General features: G+C 56.0%; 14 protein-coding genes. 12 read left to right on the plus strand and 2 right to left on the minus strand.

Annotated elements, in window-relative coordinates; genetic code table 11:
- Positions 1 to 50: 50 nt before the first annotated feature.
- Together SMC7_RS01635 and SMC7_RS01640 are read right to left on the minus strand one after the other, a co-directional pair.
- A complete protein-coding gene (locus tag SMC7_RS01635; RefSeq protein WP_119088643.1) occupies positions 51 to 1,664 on the minus strand; it encodes a DUF349 domain-containing protein in 1,614 nt (537 codons plus the stop codon).
- Entirely contained in the window at positions 1,664 to 3,529 is a 1,866-nt protein-coding gene (locus SMC7_RS01640; protein WP_119088644.1) for a molybdopterin-dependent oxidoreductase, read from the minus strand. The genes SMC7_RS01635 and SMC7_RS01640 overlap by 1 nt, the downstream gene beginning before the upstream one ends.
- Positions 3,530 to 4,161: 632 nt before the next feature.
- Here SMC7_RS01640 and SMC7_RS01645 point away from each other — a divergent pair.
- The 12 genes from SMC7_RS01645 (at position 4,162) to SMC7_RS01700 (ending at position 16,110) form a co-directional block, all read left to right on the plus strand.
- Positions 4,162 to 4,899 carry a transcriptional regulator gene (locus tag SMC7_RS01645; RefSeq protein ID WP_119088645.1) on the plus strand — a complete coding sequence of 246 codons (738 nt, stop codon included), beginning with the start codon at positions 4,162 to 4,164 and terminating at the stop codon, positions 4,897 to 4,899.
- A 77-nt stretch (positions 4,900 to 4,976) separates the two neighbouring features.
- Positions 4,977 to 5,369: a Rid family detoxifying hydrolase gene (locus tag SMC7_RS01650; RefSeq protein WP_119088646.1), complete on the plus strand. Its 393-nt coding sequence runs from the start codon at positions 4,977 to 4,979 to the stop codon at positions 5,367 to 5,369.
- Between the two features lie 169 nt (positions 5,370 to 5,538).
- Entirely contained in the window at positions 5,539 to 6,711 is a 1,173-nt protein-coding gene (locus SMC7_RS01655) for an ABC transporter substrate-binding protein (protein ID WP_165845046.1), read from the plus strand.
- Positions 6,712 to 6,786: 75 nt separating this feature from the next.
- A complete protein-coding gene (locus SMC7_RS01660) occupies positions 6,787 to 7,659 on the plus strand; it encodes a branched-chain amino acid ABC transporter permease (protein WP_119088648.1) in 873 nt (290 codons plus the stop codon).
- 15 nt (positions 7,660 to 7,674) lie between these two features.
- Positions 7,675 to 8,562, plus strand: a complete 888-nt coding sequence (locus SMC7_RS01665) for a branched-chain amino acid ABC transporter permease (protein WP_119088649.1) — start codon at positions 7,675 to 7,677, stop codon at positions 8,560 to 8,562.
- Between the two features lie 8 nt (positions 8,563 to 8,570).
- Positions 8,571 to 9,338: an ABC transporter ATP-binding protein gene (locus tag SMC7_RS01670; RefSeq protein WP_207798685.1), complete on the plus strand. Its 768-nt coding sequence runs from the start codon at positions 8,571 to 8,573 to the stop codon at positions 9,336 to 9,338.
- Between the two features lies 1 nt (position 9,339).
- Positions 9,340 to 10,041 (plus strand): ABC transporter ATP-binding protein, encoded by a 702-nt coding sequence (locus SMC7_RS01675; protein ID WP_207798686.1) that lies wholly within the window; start codon positions 9,340 to 9,342, stop codon positions 10,039 to 10,041.
- Positions 10,042 to 10,136: 95 nt separating this feature from the next.
- A complete protein-coding gene (locus SMC7_RS01680; protein ID WP_207798687.1) occupies positions 10,137 to 11,987 on the plus strand; it encodes an aldehyde ferredoxin oxidoreductase family protein in 1,851 nt (616 codons plus the stop codon).
- Between the two features lie 8 nt (positions 11,988 to 11,995).
- A complete protein-coding gene (locus SMC7_RS01685) occupies positions 11,996 to 13,306 on the plus strand; it encodes a serine dehydratase subunit alpha family protein (protein WP_119088651.1) in 1,311 nt (436 codons plus the stop codon).
- A gap of 61 nt (positions 13,307 to 13,367) precedes the next feature.
- Positions 13,368 to 14,561 carry an iron-containing alcohol dehydrogenase gene (locus SMC7_RS01690; RefSeq protein ID WP_119088652.1) on the plus strand — a complete coding sequence of 398 codons (1,194 nt, stop codon included), beginning with the start codon at positions 13,368 to 13,370 and terminating at the stop codon, positions 14,559 to 14,561.
- Positions 14,562 to 14,566: 5 nt separating this feature from the next.
- Positions 14,567 to 14,902: a UxaA family hydrolase gene (locus tag SMC7_RS01695; RefSeq protein WP_119088653.1), complete on the plus strand. Its 336-nt coding sequence runs from the start codon at positions 14,567 to 14,569 to the stop codon at positions 14,900 to 14,902.
- A gap of 5 nt (positions 14,903 to 14,907) precedes the next feature.
- A complete protein-coding gene (locus SMC7_RS01700; protein WP_119088654.1) occupies positions 14,908 to 16,110 on the plus strand; it encodes a UxaA family hydrolase in 1,203 nt (400 codons plus the stop codon).
- Positions 16,111 to 16,140 lie beyond the last annotated feature (30 nt).

Consider the following 16,140-nt stretch of genomic DNA (forward strand, 5'->3'; position numbering starts at 1 on the left):
CAATTGTGAATCCCCACAGTACCAGGTACTGTGGGGATTCACAATTGGGGTCAGGTGCGGTGGATGTCCTCCCACTCGGCGCGGGCCCGCTCGAAGACCTTGTCAACGGCTTCGCTGAACCGTGACCACAGCGCCTCGTTCTCTCTCGGAGGGACGGGTCCCGAGAACTTCCATCGCAGCTGGAGCTTCTTGGCTTTTTCCTTGGCCTCGAACGGGTCACGTTCGTCCAGCAGCGCTTCTGCCTCGGCGCACAGCTGCTCCGTGACCTCGACGTTGTCGCCGGTCCACGAGCGGTAGAGCTCGAAAAAGCAGTCACAGGCGGCCCGATATTCCTGCCACAGGGCTTCGCCCTCGGCGTGCGCGACGGGGCCGGCTCCCATGTACTGCTTCTGAAGGACCAGCACCTTGTCGCGGGCATCGCGCCATGCGACACCCTTGCCGGCCTTGTCGGTCAGCTCGTGGATGAGCCGGATGACGTCACCCCGTTTCTCCAAGCTGTTACCCCGCAGGGTTCCCAGCTTGCTGACGACAACCTGGCAGGCCACGCGGTATGCCTGCAGCAGGTCGGCTTCGCTGGCTGCGGCGACCGGACCGACATCAGCGTACGCCTGTTGCAGTTCCAGCAGGACGGCGCGTGTCGCCTTCCAGTTGTCTAGGGGTCGCCGGCCCAGCGCCTGGATACGGGTCACGATCTTCTCCTTCTGCTTCAGGGCCTCGTGTTCGGCTTCGCTCTGGCGGATGTGAAAGGCGGCGAGGGCGCGGTGGAGTTCACGTTCCATGATCTCATGCTGGTCATGGGGCAACTGCCCTGCTTCGTGCCAGTCGTGCCCCTCGATGTCCACCACTTCGCGTCGCGCTGCTTCCCATGCGAGTCCGCTCGCGGTATCCGTCAGGGTCTCGATGCGGTGCAGCAGCTTCTCCTTGCGCGCGTGGTTGGCGTCGCACCAGGCATCCCGATGTGCTTCGAAGGCATGCTCCGCGGCGGCAAAACGTGCCGACAGGGCCGTGTCTTCCTCGTGCCGCGCCGTCTTCTTCCACAGTTGGGCCAGCTGCTTCAGGCGCTCGCTCGAAGCGGCCCACATTGTGTCGTCTATCTCGTCCAGCAGCTGCTCGGCGCGCGTGCACAGGTACTCGCGATACTCGTGGATAGGGGCACCGCGCATGCGCTGTTCATCGAACCACTGTTCCTGCCTTCGTGTGAACGTCGCCACGGCGTCGTTGAACGCTTTGCGGAAGGGAGCCGTCGCTGCGTCGTCCGACCAGCCTGTCAGACGCCACTCGTGCATCAGCCGATCCAGTGTCGACCGTGCGTCCTTCCAGTCGGTGGACTGGGCCAGGGCCACAGCTGCGGACGAGAGCTGCTTCTTGCGCTCCAGGTGCTCGACCGCAAGGCGTGCGGCTTCCTTCTGCATCCGTGCAAGGTGCGTGAGTTGTTCTTCGGCTTCGTCCCGGTCTGCCAGGGCGGCGACACGGACGGAGGCAGCTATCAGCCGTGGCAACAGCTTCGCCTTGTCTCGTGCTTCGCCGTAGGCGTTCGCCAGGGCAGCGACGGCGTAGGAGATGACCTCCAGGGAAGGGTCGGCCCGTTCCTTGTGGGGAACGGCGCCCTCTGTGGCCGGCGTGGTGGTTACAGGATTCTGCAGTGGCTTGCCCTGCCGTTTCATCAAAGTGTGGGTTCGAGCAGGACCCAGCTGTCGTTGATACAGGAGTTGCCGTCCGGCGTGAGTCCCGGAGCGACGAGCAAATTGACGCCCTCCACCCCCTGTGGTAGCACGATGGTCTGCGCGGCGATGCTCTTGTCCAGGTGGATGCGCACATCCAGCGAACCCAGCGCGTTGTGCAGGGTTACCTTCTGGCCCTCGATCAGGCAGCGCTCGCGCGCAAGCTTCGTCGACACCGATGCCACGGGAGGCAGGACCCGAGCCCGCGCCTGGCCTGGGTCGATGCCGTTGATGTAGTCGCGCACGTGCACGGTGATGAGGCGCAGCATGCCCGATTCGGCGGGGACATCGGGCACGAGGGAGGGGAAGTGGAACGCGCCCTGGATGCGCGGTGCATCCTTGAGGCGCCACATGCCGGGACCCGCGGGCGTCAGCCGGGGGTCGTTCTCAACATCCACCAGCCGCGCCTTCTCTGCCGTGAACCGGTCGGGCAACCCAAGCCGGAGGGCAATGTCCCGGACAATGTCCACCTCGTCGCGGGCTCCCTCTGGTGGTTCAGCCGCCTTGTTCGTCTTCTGCAGCAGGTCATGGAAGTAGCTCATGACGTAGTCGTCACCGCGTTCCAGGAACACGGTCGTCGGCAGGACAAGCGTGCAGGCACGTGCGGTCACACTCATGTGCCAGTCCAGGCAGACCGAGAAGGGACACTGCTCCAGGAAGTTCAGCACCTTGCCAGCGTCCGGGCACTGCGACGCGGGGTTGCCCCTCACAAACATCGCAGCCTCGATAGATGGGTCGGCTTCCAGCAGAGATGCTCCTAGGTTTGGACGCGGCACGAAGCGGGTCTGAGCGCCGGGCACGGTCGCAAAGTCGTATGGCAACAACTCATCACTGCCCTGTTCGAACCAGACGCCGCCGCCGGGGATGCCATGATTGCCCATCAGGAAGCCCAGCGTGTCGATGGTGTGGATCAGGTTGGCTCCCCAGCGGGTCCGCTGAAGACCGACGCCAGTCCAGATACTGAGGGGCGGCTGGTCCGCCGTGAAGCTGACGAGTGCATGGAGGGCCTCGGCGGACAGCCCTGTGGCCTCCTGTGCATCCTCGGCGGAAACCAGCAGACATGCCTCCCTGAACGCGTCGTATCCCTGGTGCGCCGCCTGCGGTTCGCCAAGGAGGACAATGGCCTCGTGGCACAGATAGAGGGCGAGCATCAGGTCCGACCCCGGACGAACGATCCATGTGCAGTCACTGGCTGCGGTCGTGGGCGTGGCGCGGACGTCGATGGTCCCCAGGCGGGCACCCTGCCGGAGGGCGTCCTGCAGAATGGCGAGGAAGTGGACGCTGTTCTCGGCCGGGTTGCGCCCCCACAGAAGGATGGACTTGCTCTCTAGTGCTGCGAGCGGCTGATAGCGGCCGACCGTGCCATAGCTGCGAGCCAGGCCGATCTTGCCCTCAGCGCCGCACAGCGACCCTGTGGCCATCGTTCCACCCCCCAGCATCAAGGGAAGCAGGTGCTGGATCTCGTTGCCCATGAGCAGGTTGCCGGCACCCTCGTAGAAGAGGAAGGACTGGTGACCGTGATGCAGGACCGCTGACTGGATCGCCTGTGTCGTCATGTCCAGGGCCTCGTCCCAGCCGATTTGGATGAACTTCCCGTTCCGCCGTGCCAGAGGCGACGTCAGGCGGTCCTGTCCCCGTAGGTCACGGACCCAGCGCCGCCCCTTGTGGCAGATGAAGCCGCGGGTATATGGGTTGTCTTCCCGTCCCTCCAGCTTCACGAGCAGGCCGTCCTTGCAGGTTGCGACCATACCGCACGAGTCGGGACAGTCATACGCACAGACGCTCAGATAGTTGCCATCGGTCAGCATTGATTCCTCCACCGTTTAGGATACCGACAGTATATCTGAGAACAGGGCGGATAGGAGTGATGACGTTGCATCATCTCAATTCTACGTGATGAATTACAATACTTGGATAAGGATAAGGGAATCCTGCAGTTGTGGGTAACGCTCTTCTGCGTGCTTGCTAACTTATCGCAACCGTGTAGGCGGGTAGAAAGGCTCCAGAGAACTCATTGGATTATCTAAGAACATGGGGCTATGGGCAAAGCCACATAGTATTGTTAGTGCCGAATGCGCAGTCCTCACCGTGGATGGGCCGAGGCCATGGATCTTTCCCCACTCACACATTTCTGTGCACCGACTCGCCGAATATGCGTGAACAGTTCCAGAGGATCAGGAAGTAGATGGCGGCGTATCGAGTGGGAATGGAGTGGTGGACAGTAGGTATGGGTTCTTATTATTGCAGTAATATCACCAGATGGTCCAGGAATGGTCTTAGGAATATAGAAGATGTACGTGTTGTAGGAGGCCTGTTGGTCAGTCTGTGCTTACTGTCTTGGGGAGTAGTTGTTGCATTCTTTGTGCAGATGCTATTGCATTTTTGCTCTATATGTGTATAAATTGCATGAAGGACACCAAAACTGGTTGAGGAGACATGGATGGCGAGACCTTTGGACAAGAAGCATAGGACAACCAAGACCACCTCAATGCAGGCTAGTGCAAGTACGCTTGGTGATAGAGGCATTCTAGGGGCGCTGGAACCCGTCGTAGAGGGCTTAGCACACTACTTTGGAAAGCACTTTGAAGTTGTCCTTCACACGACCGAGGACTTGTCGCGTTCAGTTATCAAGATCGAGAATGGGAGCGTGACCGGAAGAACAGTTGGTGCACCTATGACGGACTATGGCATGGAGATCCTGAAGCGTGCGGCGACCAGCAATGATAGTGTTTTTGATAGCTATCTGACCATAACCAGCGATGGTCGAACGCTCAGGTCATTCTCTGTCGTCATCAGAAACGATCTGGGAAAGCCAATCGGCCTTCTGTGCTTCAACATGGATATGTCCGCACCGCTCATTGACTACCTGGAAATCACTTCTTCCAAGGATGCTCAATTACAGCCGCGTCTAGGTGAGACATTTCCCTCCAGTACCTCAGACCTTGTTCGCGCAAGCCTTAAGAGGGCTCTCAGTCGAGTGGAGGGACAGCACAACATATCCTCTACGAAGAGAAACAGGCTCATTGTGGCAGAACTGTACGGGATGGGAGTCTTTGACATTAAGGATGCCACTCATCTTGTCGCATACGAGATGGGGGTTTCTGTCTACACGGTTTACAACTACGTGCGGGAGGCTCGCTTTCTCAAAGGCCAAGAGGGTACGGCACACGTCGGTTGACATAAGACGGGTGTGGTTTGTCTCTGTTGCCTAGTGGGATCAGATCTGTTATGGAAAACGAATCGGGAGGATAGATTGTGAGAGAAGCAGTTGCAACTTTGAGTGCTCCGCAAGCAATTGGACCTTACTCACAGGGGATAAAGGTGGGGAACTTGGTCTTCATTTCGGGCCAGGTAGGCACAGACCCTGAGACGGGCGCCTTGGAAACGGGGGGTATCGAGATCCAAACTCGAAGGGCCTTGAAGAATCTTGAGGCCGTGGTCACAGGCGCTGGGCTTGAGTTGAAGGATGTCGTCAAAGTCAACGTCTACTTGACGGACATGGGAGACTTCGCAGCAATGAATGCAGTGTATCGGGAGTTCTTTGAGAGCCCCTTCCCTGCGCGCTGCTGCGTCCACGTGGGCGATCTCGCAGGTGACGCAGACGTTGAGATCGATGCTATGGCTGTTGGTAACCCCCAGCCAAAATGACCTGAGGAGAGTTGATTGCTCAGGGCAGTAGGGAAAAGCCGAGGTATTCCGAGCACAAGTTCAGTTTGTCAAGGGGGGTGATTGCTACACACAGGAAGAGCGTTTACATTTGGTCTCATCTGGGTTGAGAATGACAATCGTCAGATCTTCTACATGGGAGGAAAATAGAATGTGCAGAAAGGGAATCGTCTGTTTGTCTAGATTGACTTGTTTGCTGCTTATCGTGTGTCTTGTCGCAGTTTCTGTGTCGGGCTGCAAGAAGAGTGCGACCGTTGAGCCAATCAAAATTGGGTTCATCGGTGATTTGACTGGCGATACCGCAATATGGGGCCAGGCGGGCTCAAAAGCTGGCCAGATGACAACGGACGAGATCAACGCTGCGGGTGGAATCCTCGGCAGGCAGATCCAGTTCATTCCCATGGATGGCCGTGGGCAGGCTGTTGACTCCGTCAATGCCTTCAACAGTCTCGTTGATCAGGGAGTGCTCTGTGTGATAGGCACCAACTTCTCCAGCTGCAACAAGGCGATAGCCCCTATCGCTTGCCAGAAGAAAATTCCATTGTTGGGGACTACTTGCACGAATGACGCAGTGACCGTTGACCAGGCAACAGGCCTAGTCTATCCCTACTCATTCCGCATCGGCTATACCGACGAGTTTCAGGCTCAGGTCTTGGGGAAGTATGCTGCTACGGAGTTGAAGGCGAAGACATTTGCCTCGTTCCTCGACATGACTCAGGATTTCGCTCAAACAGAGACGACATGGTTCAATAAGGCGTTCGTGGCCAACGGGGGTAAGATGGTAGGGACCGTGAGTGGACGATCTGGTGACAATGATTTCCGCACACAACTCACGAAACTCGCCGCGATGAAGCCGGACGTCATCCTGCTTCCATGGTTCTACAAGGACGTAGCCCTTATTGCTAACCAGGCAAAGGAGCTGGGTATGAAGATTCCCTTCATGGGTCCGGACTCTTGGGATTCACCAGAACTGATGGGCTTGGCTGGTCCAGCTCTCGAGGGAAGCTACTACTGTTCTCAGCCAGCTTTTGCTCGGCCTGAAACCAAACCGTTCCATGACGCGTATGTCGCGAAGTGGGGGACCGAGCCGGAAGCTGAATCGCTGGCGGTTCACGATGGCCTGTACTGGGTCAAGGATGCATGTGAACGTGCCGGGAAAGTTGACCCTGTGGCGCTTCGGGACGCGCTTGAATCTACTGTTAACTTCCAGGGATTGATGGGACCGATAACGGTGGACATAAAGACACATAACCCAAGCAAAGAGGCCAGCCTATTCCATATCACGGGCTCGGAACGAGTCTTTGTTGGAGATTTCAAGCCCTGAGAGAAGAAGGGCTCTGAGTTGAGCGGAGGAAGCTCATTTCCTCCGCTCTTCATTCGATGCAAAGCGAGGCCGGTGATGTTCTTACAACAAGTCGTGAACGGTTTGTCTGTTGGAAGTGTCTATGCGCTTATTGCCAGTGGCTACTCCCTGATCTATAGCTTGCTCGGCTTCTCCAACTGGGCACATGGGGACATAGCAATGGTGGGAGCGTACATCGCGTTGATCGCGCAGACGTCGGGACACGTTCCGTTCTGGTTGGCAGTTGTGTTGGCGATTGCTGGCGCTGGGTGCGTTAGCATGCTGAGCGATATGGTAGCCTACCGTCGCATTAGGAACAACCATTCTCCCAAGATGTTCCTAATGATAGCTGCTATGGGGCTCTCCATTACCCTTCAGAACCTGATAATGGTTACAGTTGGTCCAAGGTTTCGCACATACGGAGATGTCATTCCAGTGCGGTCAATCCGACTTGGAGGTATCAGCCTGGGGGTTTTGGACCTGTTAACCATGGGGATCATAGTCGTGGCCTTGGTCGCGCTTGGGCTGCTCATCGGCAGAACCAAGTTCGGACTTGGAGTGCGAGCAGCTTCCTCGAACATGGTAACTGCGTCTGTCCTGGGAGTGGACGTCAACCTCTATATCAGGCTTGTGTTCCTGCTTGCTGGTGTTTTTGCCGGAATGGCTGGAGTTCTGTTGGGTCTCAAGTATAACATCTACCCCACAATGGGCAGCATTGCTCTGAAGGCTTTCATCGCCTGTGTTGTCGGCGGTCTGGGGAGTGTTCCGGGAGCCATACTCGGAGGTGTGACTATCGGAGTCATGGAAGCGCTTGTGGGCGGTTTTATCAGCAGTGGTTTGCGGGATGCTTTCACATTCGCGTTGCTGATCGCGATTCTTCTCGTCCGTCCGAGCGGCCTTCTTGGGAAGAACATCGTGGATAAGGCTTAGGACAGGGGCGGAGAAATGTTATCAAGCTATGCTCAGGGGCTGATTATACTTGTATGTATTAATGTCATTGCAGTGACTGGAGTTTCTCTACTCACTGGTTTCACGGGCCTGTTTTCTTTCGGGAATGCTGGTTTCATGGCCCTCGGGGCGTACGTATCGGCGATTGCCAGTGTCGAGCTACATGCGCCCTTCCTGGTGTCGTTGGTCGCCGGCGTACTGGTCGCCGCTATCATAGGGTTTGGATTAGGCCGGCTGACGCTGGGGCTCAGGGGAGACTACTTCCTTATTGCGACACTCGGGTTTGGTCAAGTCGTGCAAGTCTTGATCGAGTTCTTTGACAAGGTGACCGGTGGTGCACGTGGGTTTGCGAACATTCCTCCCAAGACAACGCTGTGGATTGCGGTAGTACTTGCTGTTGGTTCAGTGGCAGTGGCTGCTAACCTCATTCACTCGAAGTTTGGTCGCAACTTCACGGCTGTTCGTGAGCAAGAGGTGGCGGCCGAGGCCGTTGGTATAGACACCTTTCGCTTCAAGCAGATGGCTTTTGTGTTGAGCGCAATGTTTGCAGGGTTTGCTGGAGGGCTTTTCGCGCACTACTACATGTATATTGTTCCAAAGATGTTCGATATTAATGAGTCGGCGCTATTCACGATCACCGTTGTTGTTGGTGGCTTGGCAAGCTTGAGTGGTTCTGTTATTTCGTGCGTTGTCTTGACGCTCCTTCCTGAGCTGTTCAGGTCGCTTGCCAGCTACCGTATGCTCTTCTATGGAATGGCCGTTGTTGCCATCATCTTAATCAGACCTAGCGGACTCATGGGGTATCACGAGCTGTCTTTCGGCTGGATTCGGGAACGGATGCGCGCCAAACGCGGCAAGACTGCTAGCAAAGAGAGGAAGACATGAATAGCATCTTGTCCATAAAGGGTCTTGGTAAGAAGTTCGGTGGGGTATGTGCGGTGGATGAATTCTCACTGGAGCTCGAGCAGGGGACTATCCATGGTCTAATAGGCCCGAATGGCGCGGGGAAGACGACGATCTTCAACCTGATGACTGGGATATACCATCCTACAGCTGGGACGATGGCTCTGCGAGGCACGAATCTAGTTGGTCTTGGTTCGTACAGGATTGCACAGCTCGGTATAGGGCGCACCTTCCAGAACATACGATTGTTCACTCAGCTCTCCGTCATAGATAATGTGGTCATGGCTAGCGGAGTGGATGCCACCTATGGCATGGTGGACGCGATATTCAAGACCAGACGCTACCAGAGGGACGAGGCCAAGATCAGGAAGCGCGCGAGGGAGTTGCTTGATTTGTTGGGTCTGGGAGGTGTTTCTGATGAGAGGGCGGGGGCTCTTCCATATGGGAGCCAGCGGAAGCTGGAAATCGCCCGTGCGCTTGCGGCGAGACCGGTACTTCTTCTTCTTGATGAACCTGCAGCAGGCATGAATGAGGAGGAGTCAATGGAGCTGGTCGGGTTCATAAGGGACGTTCGGAAACGCTTTGACTTGACGGTGCTCTTGATCGAGCATCATATGAGTGTGGTCATGGAGATCTGTGATCGGATAACTGTACTCGATTTTGGCAAGACCATCTGCAATGGAATACCGAAGGAAGTGCAGGCCAATCGGTCCGTCATAGATGCCTACCTCGGAGAAACGACGGATAGGGAGAATTGACGTGCTAAGAGTTGAGAATCTGCATGCTTCATATGGTGGGATCAAGGCGTTGAGAGGCATCAGTTTGGAGGTTGGAGACCATGAGTTTGTCGCAGTGCTCGGGCCCAATGGTGCAGGGAAGTCGACTCTCTTGAAGTGCATCTCCGGACTACATCATCCCTCCGATGGAACTATCTCCTTCGATGGAAACAGGTTGTCCGGCGTTCCCCATAAGGTCGTCGAGAGTGGCATTGCACTAGTACCCGAGGGACGCCAGATATTGCCCGGTCTCACGGTGTTGGAGAATCTTCGTGTTGGTGCCTTCACGCGGAAAGACCGCCTGGGGGTCAAACAAGACCTCAACATGGTGTTTGAGCTCTTTCCTATTCTGGGGCAGCGTCAAACCCAGCTCGGCGGTCTGCTGAGCGGCGGTGAGCAGCAGATGCTTGCGGTAGCACGGGGGCTCATGTCAAGGCCTAAACTTATGCTGCTAGATGAGCCATCGCTCGGACTAGCCCCGATCATAGTTAATCAGGTTTTTGACATTCTCCAGAAGATCAACCATAGTGGCACTGCGATACTGATCGTCGAGCAAAATGTCTACAAAGCATTGTCAATGGCAGAGCGTGCCTATATATTGTCAACTGGAACCATTGAGAAGTCTGGTGCTTGCTCGGACCTGCGACACGATGACCAACTGGTACATGCCTATCTGGGAAAGTGATTGTTGATGCACGCATGAACGTTTGTTGCCAAGAAGAGAGCATCTTCGTGGTTCACGTGGCGAGACGCCACTAATCCCAAGAACTGGAGGTTGTCATGCTGAAAGGATTCATGGGACGGATCCTGCGCGTCGATCTGACGCTCAGTACGGTGATGGTCGAGGAGCCGCCGGAATCGATCTACAGGAAGTACATCGGGGGAATCGGCCTGGGTGGCTACTTTCTCAGAAAAGAGACGAGTGGGAGCACAGATCCTCTCGGACCAGAGAATCGACTGATCTTCATGACTGGCCCGTTCACTGGAACGGGTATCGTATCGAGCGGTCGCCATTCTGTTGTTGCCAAGAGTCCCTTGACGGGCATCTGGGGAGAAGCCGATGTCGGTGGGCACTGGGGACTTGCGCTCAAGGGCGCCGGCTACGATGGGATGATCGTTCAGGGGTCGTCCGCGCATCCTGTGTGCATCTACATCGATGCGGATTCCGTCAAGATAGAGGAAGCAGCGGATTGTTGGGGAAAGGACACGTATGAAACGGAGGAGATACTCAAGGCAAGATATGGAACCGATGTCCAAGTTCAGACTATCGGGCAGGCAGGAGAACGCCAGATAGGGCTTGCGGGAATATTCACTGATGGCCGTGATGCACGTGCAGCAGCACGGTGCGGACTTGGGGCGGTCATGGGCTCCAAGAAATTGAAGGCGGTTGTTGTCAAAGGAAACAAGAAGCCCGAGCTTGCCGATGCCCCAACACTGCGAGAAGAGATGGCCGAGCTAGTCAAGTTTCAGGTGGCAAACCGCGATGGCATGCATGACCACGGGACATCAGAGGGCCTCATCGGAAACGAGCTCTCGGGGGACTTGCCGATAAGAAACTGGGGTCGTGGAGCTTGGGATGGGAAGTCTGAGAGGATCTCGGGTGAGGAGCAGACAAAGCAGTATCATGCAGTCTCTTTCTTCTGCGGCAACTGCGTCGTCGGTTGTGGCAGAAAAATCCGCATCGACCAAGGTCCCTACGAGGGAGTGAGTGGCTCTGGGCCGGAATTTGAGACTGTTGGTTCTATTGGAAGCAACCTCCTCGTTGATGATCTAGGCGCCATCTGCAAGGCAAATGAGCTTTGTAACCGCTACGGGCTGGATACCATATCTGTCGGTGGAGTCATTGGCTTCGCTATGGAGTGCTATGAACATGGATTGATAACGGACAAGGACACCAATGGGCTGAAGCTTACATGGGGATCCCCTGAAGCGCTGATTGGGCTCGTCCACATGATTGCCAATCAAGAGATGATTGGCGAACTACTTGGCAAGGGAGTTAGAAAGGCCGCGGAAAAGATTGGCGGTTTGGCAAAAGAGTTCGCCATCGAGGTGAAGGGTCTCGAGTTCCCTGCGCATGAACCACGTGTCTTCAACTCCACCGCTCTTGGGTACGCGACGTCGAATCGAGGGGCATGCCATCTATCGGACATGAACGGTCGATTCTACGAAAAGGCGCTTGCAATGCCGGAGATTGGGCTATTTGAGAAACAAGATCCCTATCAGGTAGAGGACAAGGCCAAGATGGAGGCCGGGCTGCAGAACGTTGCTGGACTGTACGACAGTCTCAAGGAGTGCAAGTTCATGGTGTGGTTCGGCGTGGACACGTCGAAGTTGTTGCATTGGCTGAACCTGGTGACCGGTTGGGACATGTCCATTGCGGAGTTCCTGCTGGCCGGAGAACGCATCTGGAATCTTCGTCGGCAGTATGACGTGGACTGTGGAATCAGCAGGAAGGACGACACGTTGCCGGCGCGCATACTCACTCAGGAGCGCGGCGAGGGAGGATCTGCGCATCATCTCCCGCCTCTAAACAGGATGCTTTCAGATTACTACGTAGTGAGAGGCTGGGATGAGTTCGGACGACCCACCGAGGAGACGCTGAGACGTCTGGATCTCGTTGCGGAGGACTGAGGACTAAAATGAGCATCAGCCTCGAACAGCGCAGCGTCCTACTCGACATACTGCGGCGCGAAGTTGTTCCGACGAATGGCTGCACAGACCCGATTTCTGTAGCTTACTCGGTGGCAGTTGCGCGGAAGGCAGCAAGTGGAGAGGTCACCAGCCTTAGGGTGTCTGTCAACCCCGGATTGTTCAAGAATGCACAAGGGGTTGGCATCCCTGGAAGTAGTGCGCGGGGACTGCTGATAGCAGCGGCTTTAGGGTGTGTTGCTGGGAATCCCGATAGGAAATATCAGGTGATTGAGGGAATCAGGGACAGCGACGTTGCACGAGCAACAGCACTAGTGCAATCAGGGATTGTCGATGTGGACATAGACTGGGGCCATGACAGTCTTTTCATCGAGACCGAGTTGGTGACTGCTTCTGGGTCAGTCAGAGTCGTCACTGTTGACAAGTATCTGAATGTCGTCTCTGTCGAGCGCACAGACGGTGTTCAGGTTTCGGTCGGTTCGTCCAAGGGAGTCGAAGCGGGCGAGCCTTGCCCAATCTCAACCTTCGAACTCGATGAGCTCGTCGAGTTCGCGAATTTCCTTCCGTTGCGGGATGTCAGCATGATCGAGGATGGGATTCGCATGAATATGGATATGGCTGGCGAGGGCCTGCACTTAGACAATGGTTTCGGCCATCAGCTCGCTGCGCTCGTGCAAAAGGGGGATTTGGGCAGCGGTATGGCCACAAGGGCACAAGTACTTTGCTCTGCTGCGTCGCAGGCTCGGATGTCAGGCAGCCGTCTTCCCGTGATGAGCAGTGCAGGGAGTGGCAACCATGGGATTACCGTCTTTCTCACCTGCGTTGCTGCAGCGGAGGCTCTCGGGTCTTCGCATGAAGAGCTTGTCCGTTCGCTCATACTCGCGAACCTGGTAACAGTGTACGTTAAGGCTTTTACTGGCACTCTTTCGGCCATGTGTGGTTGTGGAGTTGCGGCAGGGGTGGGAGCGACCGTTGGAGTGGTTTACCTCCTGAAGGGGACGACGATGGAGATGCTCGGTGCCATGATGAACATGGTAGGGTCCATCTCAGGGGTAGTATGTGATGGCGCCAAAGAAGGATGTTCGTTGAAAGTAGCTCTGGCATCGGGATGGGCCGTGGAGTCGGCCCTGCTCGCCGCTTCGGGTGCCATAGTACCATCTTGTGACGGCATTGTTGCGCCGGACATGCGAAGCCTCTTGGGTAACCTTGGGCTGGTGAGTGGAGAGGGTATGAAGAACTCGAATCGAGTGGTAATAGGCATCATGCAGCGTTCCGAAGCTGGTGGCCAGCCTGGCTGCTAGCTGGTAGTGCATTTCTACTGGCGTACTAAGTACGCCAGAACCTTCGAGGAGGTAGACGGATATGAGAATGGATGGGCTTCAGAGGTTTTCGTTTGATGAGCCTACAAGAATCATCTACGGTGAGGGATCACTCAGCGAGCTGAAAAACGAGCTGGCTCGACTTGGGTCCAAGTCGGTAGTCCTGGTCTGCGATGAGGGCATCGCGAAGGCAGGGCTGGCCGACAAGGCAAAGGCAGTGGTGAGTGATTTGCCTGGCGTGACCGTGAATGTGTATGACAAGATCATAGTGAACCCCTTAGACACGACAATGGACGAAGCGTTCGACTACGCCGTGTCTGTTGATGCCGACACCATCGTAGGAATCGGAGGGGGAAGCGCGCTGGATTCTGCCAAGGGCATCGCCCTCCTGATGACCAACGGTGGCAAGATGAGGGATTATCTCATGGATGGAAAGGTGGTGTCGAAGGTCATAGCGCCATTCATCGCCATTCCAACGACAGCTGGCACCGGTAGTGAAGTCACCCGTACCGTAGTTGCAACGGATCACTTGACTCATTTCAAGGACGGCTTCAAGTACGGAGACACGATGTTTGCGCGTGTTGCCATTCTCGATCCGCTGCTTATGTCCGGGTTGCCCGCACCAGTCCTTGCAGCATGCGCCATGGATGCCCTGACCCACGCTATCGAGTCCTACACTTCGTGGAAGGGAAATCCTTTCACAGACTCCATAAACATTGGCGCAATTCGAATGATCGGGGAGAACCTCCGAACGGCCTTCTCACAGCCCGCCAATATTGATGCCAAAGGCAAGCTGCTCCTTGCTTCCTGTATGACGGGCGTGGCTTTTGACCAAGCGGGTCTAGGGCTTGCGCATTGCATGGGCCACCCAATGGGAGGGCTGTTCAATGTTGCACACGGTGTTGCGTGCGGGATGTGTCTGCCGGTAGTGATGGATTTCAATGCAGTTGCAGTTCCAGAGAAGTTCGCACGAATCGCCGTCGAACTCGGCGAGAACCTTGAAGGCCTCACGAAGATGGAAGCCGCTCACTGTGCTGCTCGAGCAGTAAGGCAGCTGCTGAGAGACCTTGACCTGCCAATGACTCTTGGTGATGTTGGCATAGATGCACAGGAGATTGGAAGACTGGCTCATGATGCTATGGGTTTCCCAGGCATGCGTGGAGCTAACCCCAGGGCTGTTGACCAGAAAGGAATCGAGCAGCTGTTTGCACAACTCGTAACCAGGGTTGAGGACTAGACGACTTGGGGCAGCGAATAGTAGTACTACATGAGAAAGACAACGTTGGCACTGCCGTGGATGACATCGATGTTGCTGACATACTCGACTATGGTATGGGCGAGCGTCGTGGTAGCGTTACGGCCGCTGATCGTATTCCGTTCGGTTTCAAGATCGCCTTGGTCGACATCGCCAACGGCGAGGACATAGTGAAATATGGTGAGGTGATCGGTTCGGCGTCTCGTTCAATAAGAGCGGGCGAGCTCGTTCATACTCAAAATGTTGAAGGGGGGCGGGGGCGGGGAGATATACCGGCATCCGAAGGCACGAGGGCTAGACGAAGGACCTCGGGCAAGGAGTAGACACCTTGAGCATACTTGGGTACACCAGGTCAGACGGCAGAGTCGGCATAAGAAACCTCGTTCTCATTCTTGCAATCGCGCGAGGGCCTCACTTTGTAGCTGCGAAGATCTGCGAGCAGGTTCGAGGAACAACGTACTTTGTTGCCGGGGACGAAGACGGCAGGGACTCGGATGATAGATTAACCATTGCCAGGGTTCACGCGGGTCTGGGAAGCAATCCCAATGTTGGGGCGGTGATGATCGTGTGCAACAGCCGCACCACAGGCTATCCGGAGCTCCGTGCTGACGTGCTTGCTTCAGAAATAAGGAAAACCGGGAAGCCTGTCGAGATACTTGACTTGGAGAAGTGCGACGGGGGACTATACGGCGCCCTAGGGCAGGGAGTCCGGGTTGCCCGACGGTTGGTAGTCCAGATATCAAGGCAGCGGCGCACGAGCTCCGATTTCGGTGCCTTGACGATTGGGATCAAGTGCGGCTTGTCAGATGCAACTTCGGGTCTGGCGGGGAACCCAGTGGTCGGATACGCTGTTGATCGTCTGCTGGATTCAGGCGGCACAGCTTTCTTCTCTGAGACCACGGAAGTGATTGGAGCAGAACATATCCTGGCAAGACGGTGTCACGACGATACAGTTAGAAGAGCCTTTTTGGATGCCGTGGCCAAAACGGAAGAAGCAGCAAAGGCTACGGGTGAAGACATTAGGACGATCAATCCCATTCCTGCCAATATCGAAGCCGGCATTACGACGCTGGAGGAGAAGTCCTTGGGGGCTGTGGCGAAGTCAGGGCACCACACCATTCAGGGCGTCCTGCGGTACGCTGAACGCCCGGCGTCTACAGGACTCTTCTTTGTGGACTCATGGATGTCGTCTTCCTCCCTTTTCCTTGGATATGCGGCTTCAGGCGCCCAGCTGATCATCTTCCAATTGGGAGGGGGAGCCCTCCACGTGGATGCTGCACTCCCCAGCACGTCCACGGGACTCGTGGCGCCCATCTTCTACGCGACGGGTAACCCTAGGACATCTAGGAACCTGAAGGACGAAATCGATTTTGACTCAAGTAGCATTATTGAACATGGTGCGCTTCTGGCCGAGGTCGGCGAACAATTGGTCGGCATCCTGTCCGATGTGGCTTCCGGTACTTTCACCAAGGCGGAGGCATTGCTATACCAGGACCCAGTTGACGTTTACTTGAAGGGGCCGCAGCTGTAGTCCAGCTCGCATGTTCCGAACGCATGTCCG

Source organism: Candidatus Cryosericum terrychapinii (assembly GCF_003570925.1).
GTDB classification, from domain to species: Bacteria; Caldisericota; Caldisericia; order Cryosericales; family Cryosericaceae; genus Cryosericum; species Cryosericum terrychapinii.

What these genes read in the sequence shown, in the direction of transcription:
- SMC7_RS01665 (WP_119088649.1), top strand. Translation starts at nt 7,675, where the DNA reads ATGTTATCAAGCTATGCTCAGGGGCTGATTATACTTGTATGTATTAAT.
- SMC7_RS01690 (WP_119088652.1), top strand. Translation starts at nt 13,368, where the DNA reads ATGAGAATGGATGGGCTTCAGAGGTTTTCGTTTGATGAGCCTACAAGA.
- SMC7_RS01680 (WP_207798687.1), top strand. Translation starts at nt 10,137, where the DNA reads ATGCTGAAAGGATTCATGGGACGGATCCTGCGCGTCGATCTGACGCTC.
- SMC7_RS01660 (WP_119088648.1), top strand. Translation starts at nt 6,787, where the DNA reads ATGTTCTTACAACAAGTCGTGAACGGTTTGTCTGTTGGAAGTGTCTAT.
- SMC7_RS01640 (WP_119088644.1), bottom strand. Translation starts at nt 3,529, where the DNA reads ATGCTGACCGATGGCAACTATCTGAGCGTCTGTGCGTATGACTGTCCC.
- SMC7_RS01645 (WP_119088645.1), top strand. Translation starts at nt 4,162, where the DNA reads ATGGCGAGACCTTTGGACAAGAAGCATAGGACAACCAAGACCACCTCA.
- SMC7_RS01685 (WP_119088651.1), top strand. Translation starts at nt 11,996, where the DNA reads ATGAGCATCAGCCTCGAACAGCGCAGCGTCCTACTCGACATACTGCGG.
- SMC7_RS01635 (WP_119088643.1), bottom strand. Translation starts at nt 1,664, where the DNA reads ATGAAACGGCAGGGCAAGCCACTGCAGAATCCTGTAACCACCACGCCG.
- SMC7_RS01655 (WP_165845046.1), top strand. Translation starts at nt 5,539, where the DNA reads ATGTGCAGAAAGGGAATCGTCTGTTTGTCTAGATTGACTTGTTTGCTG.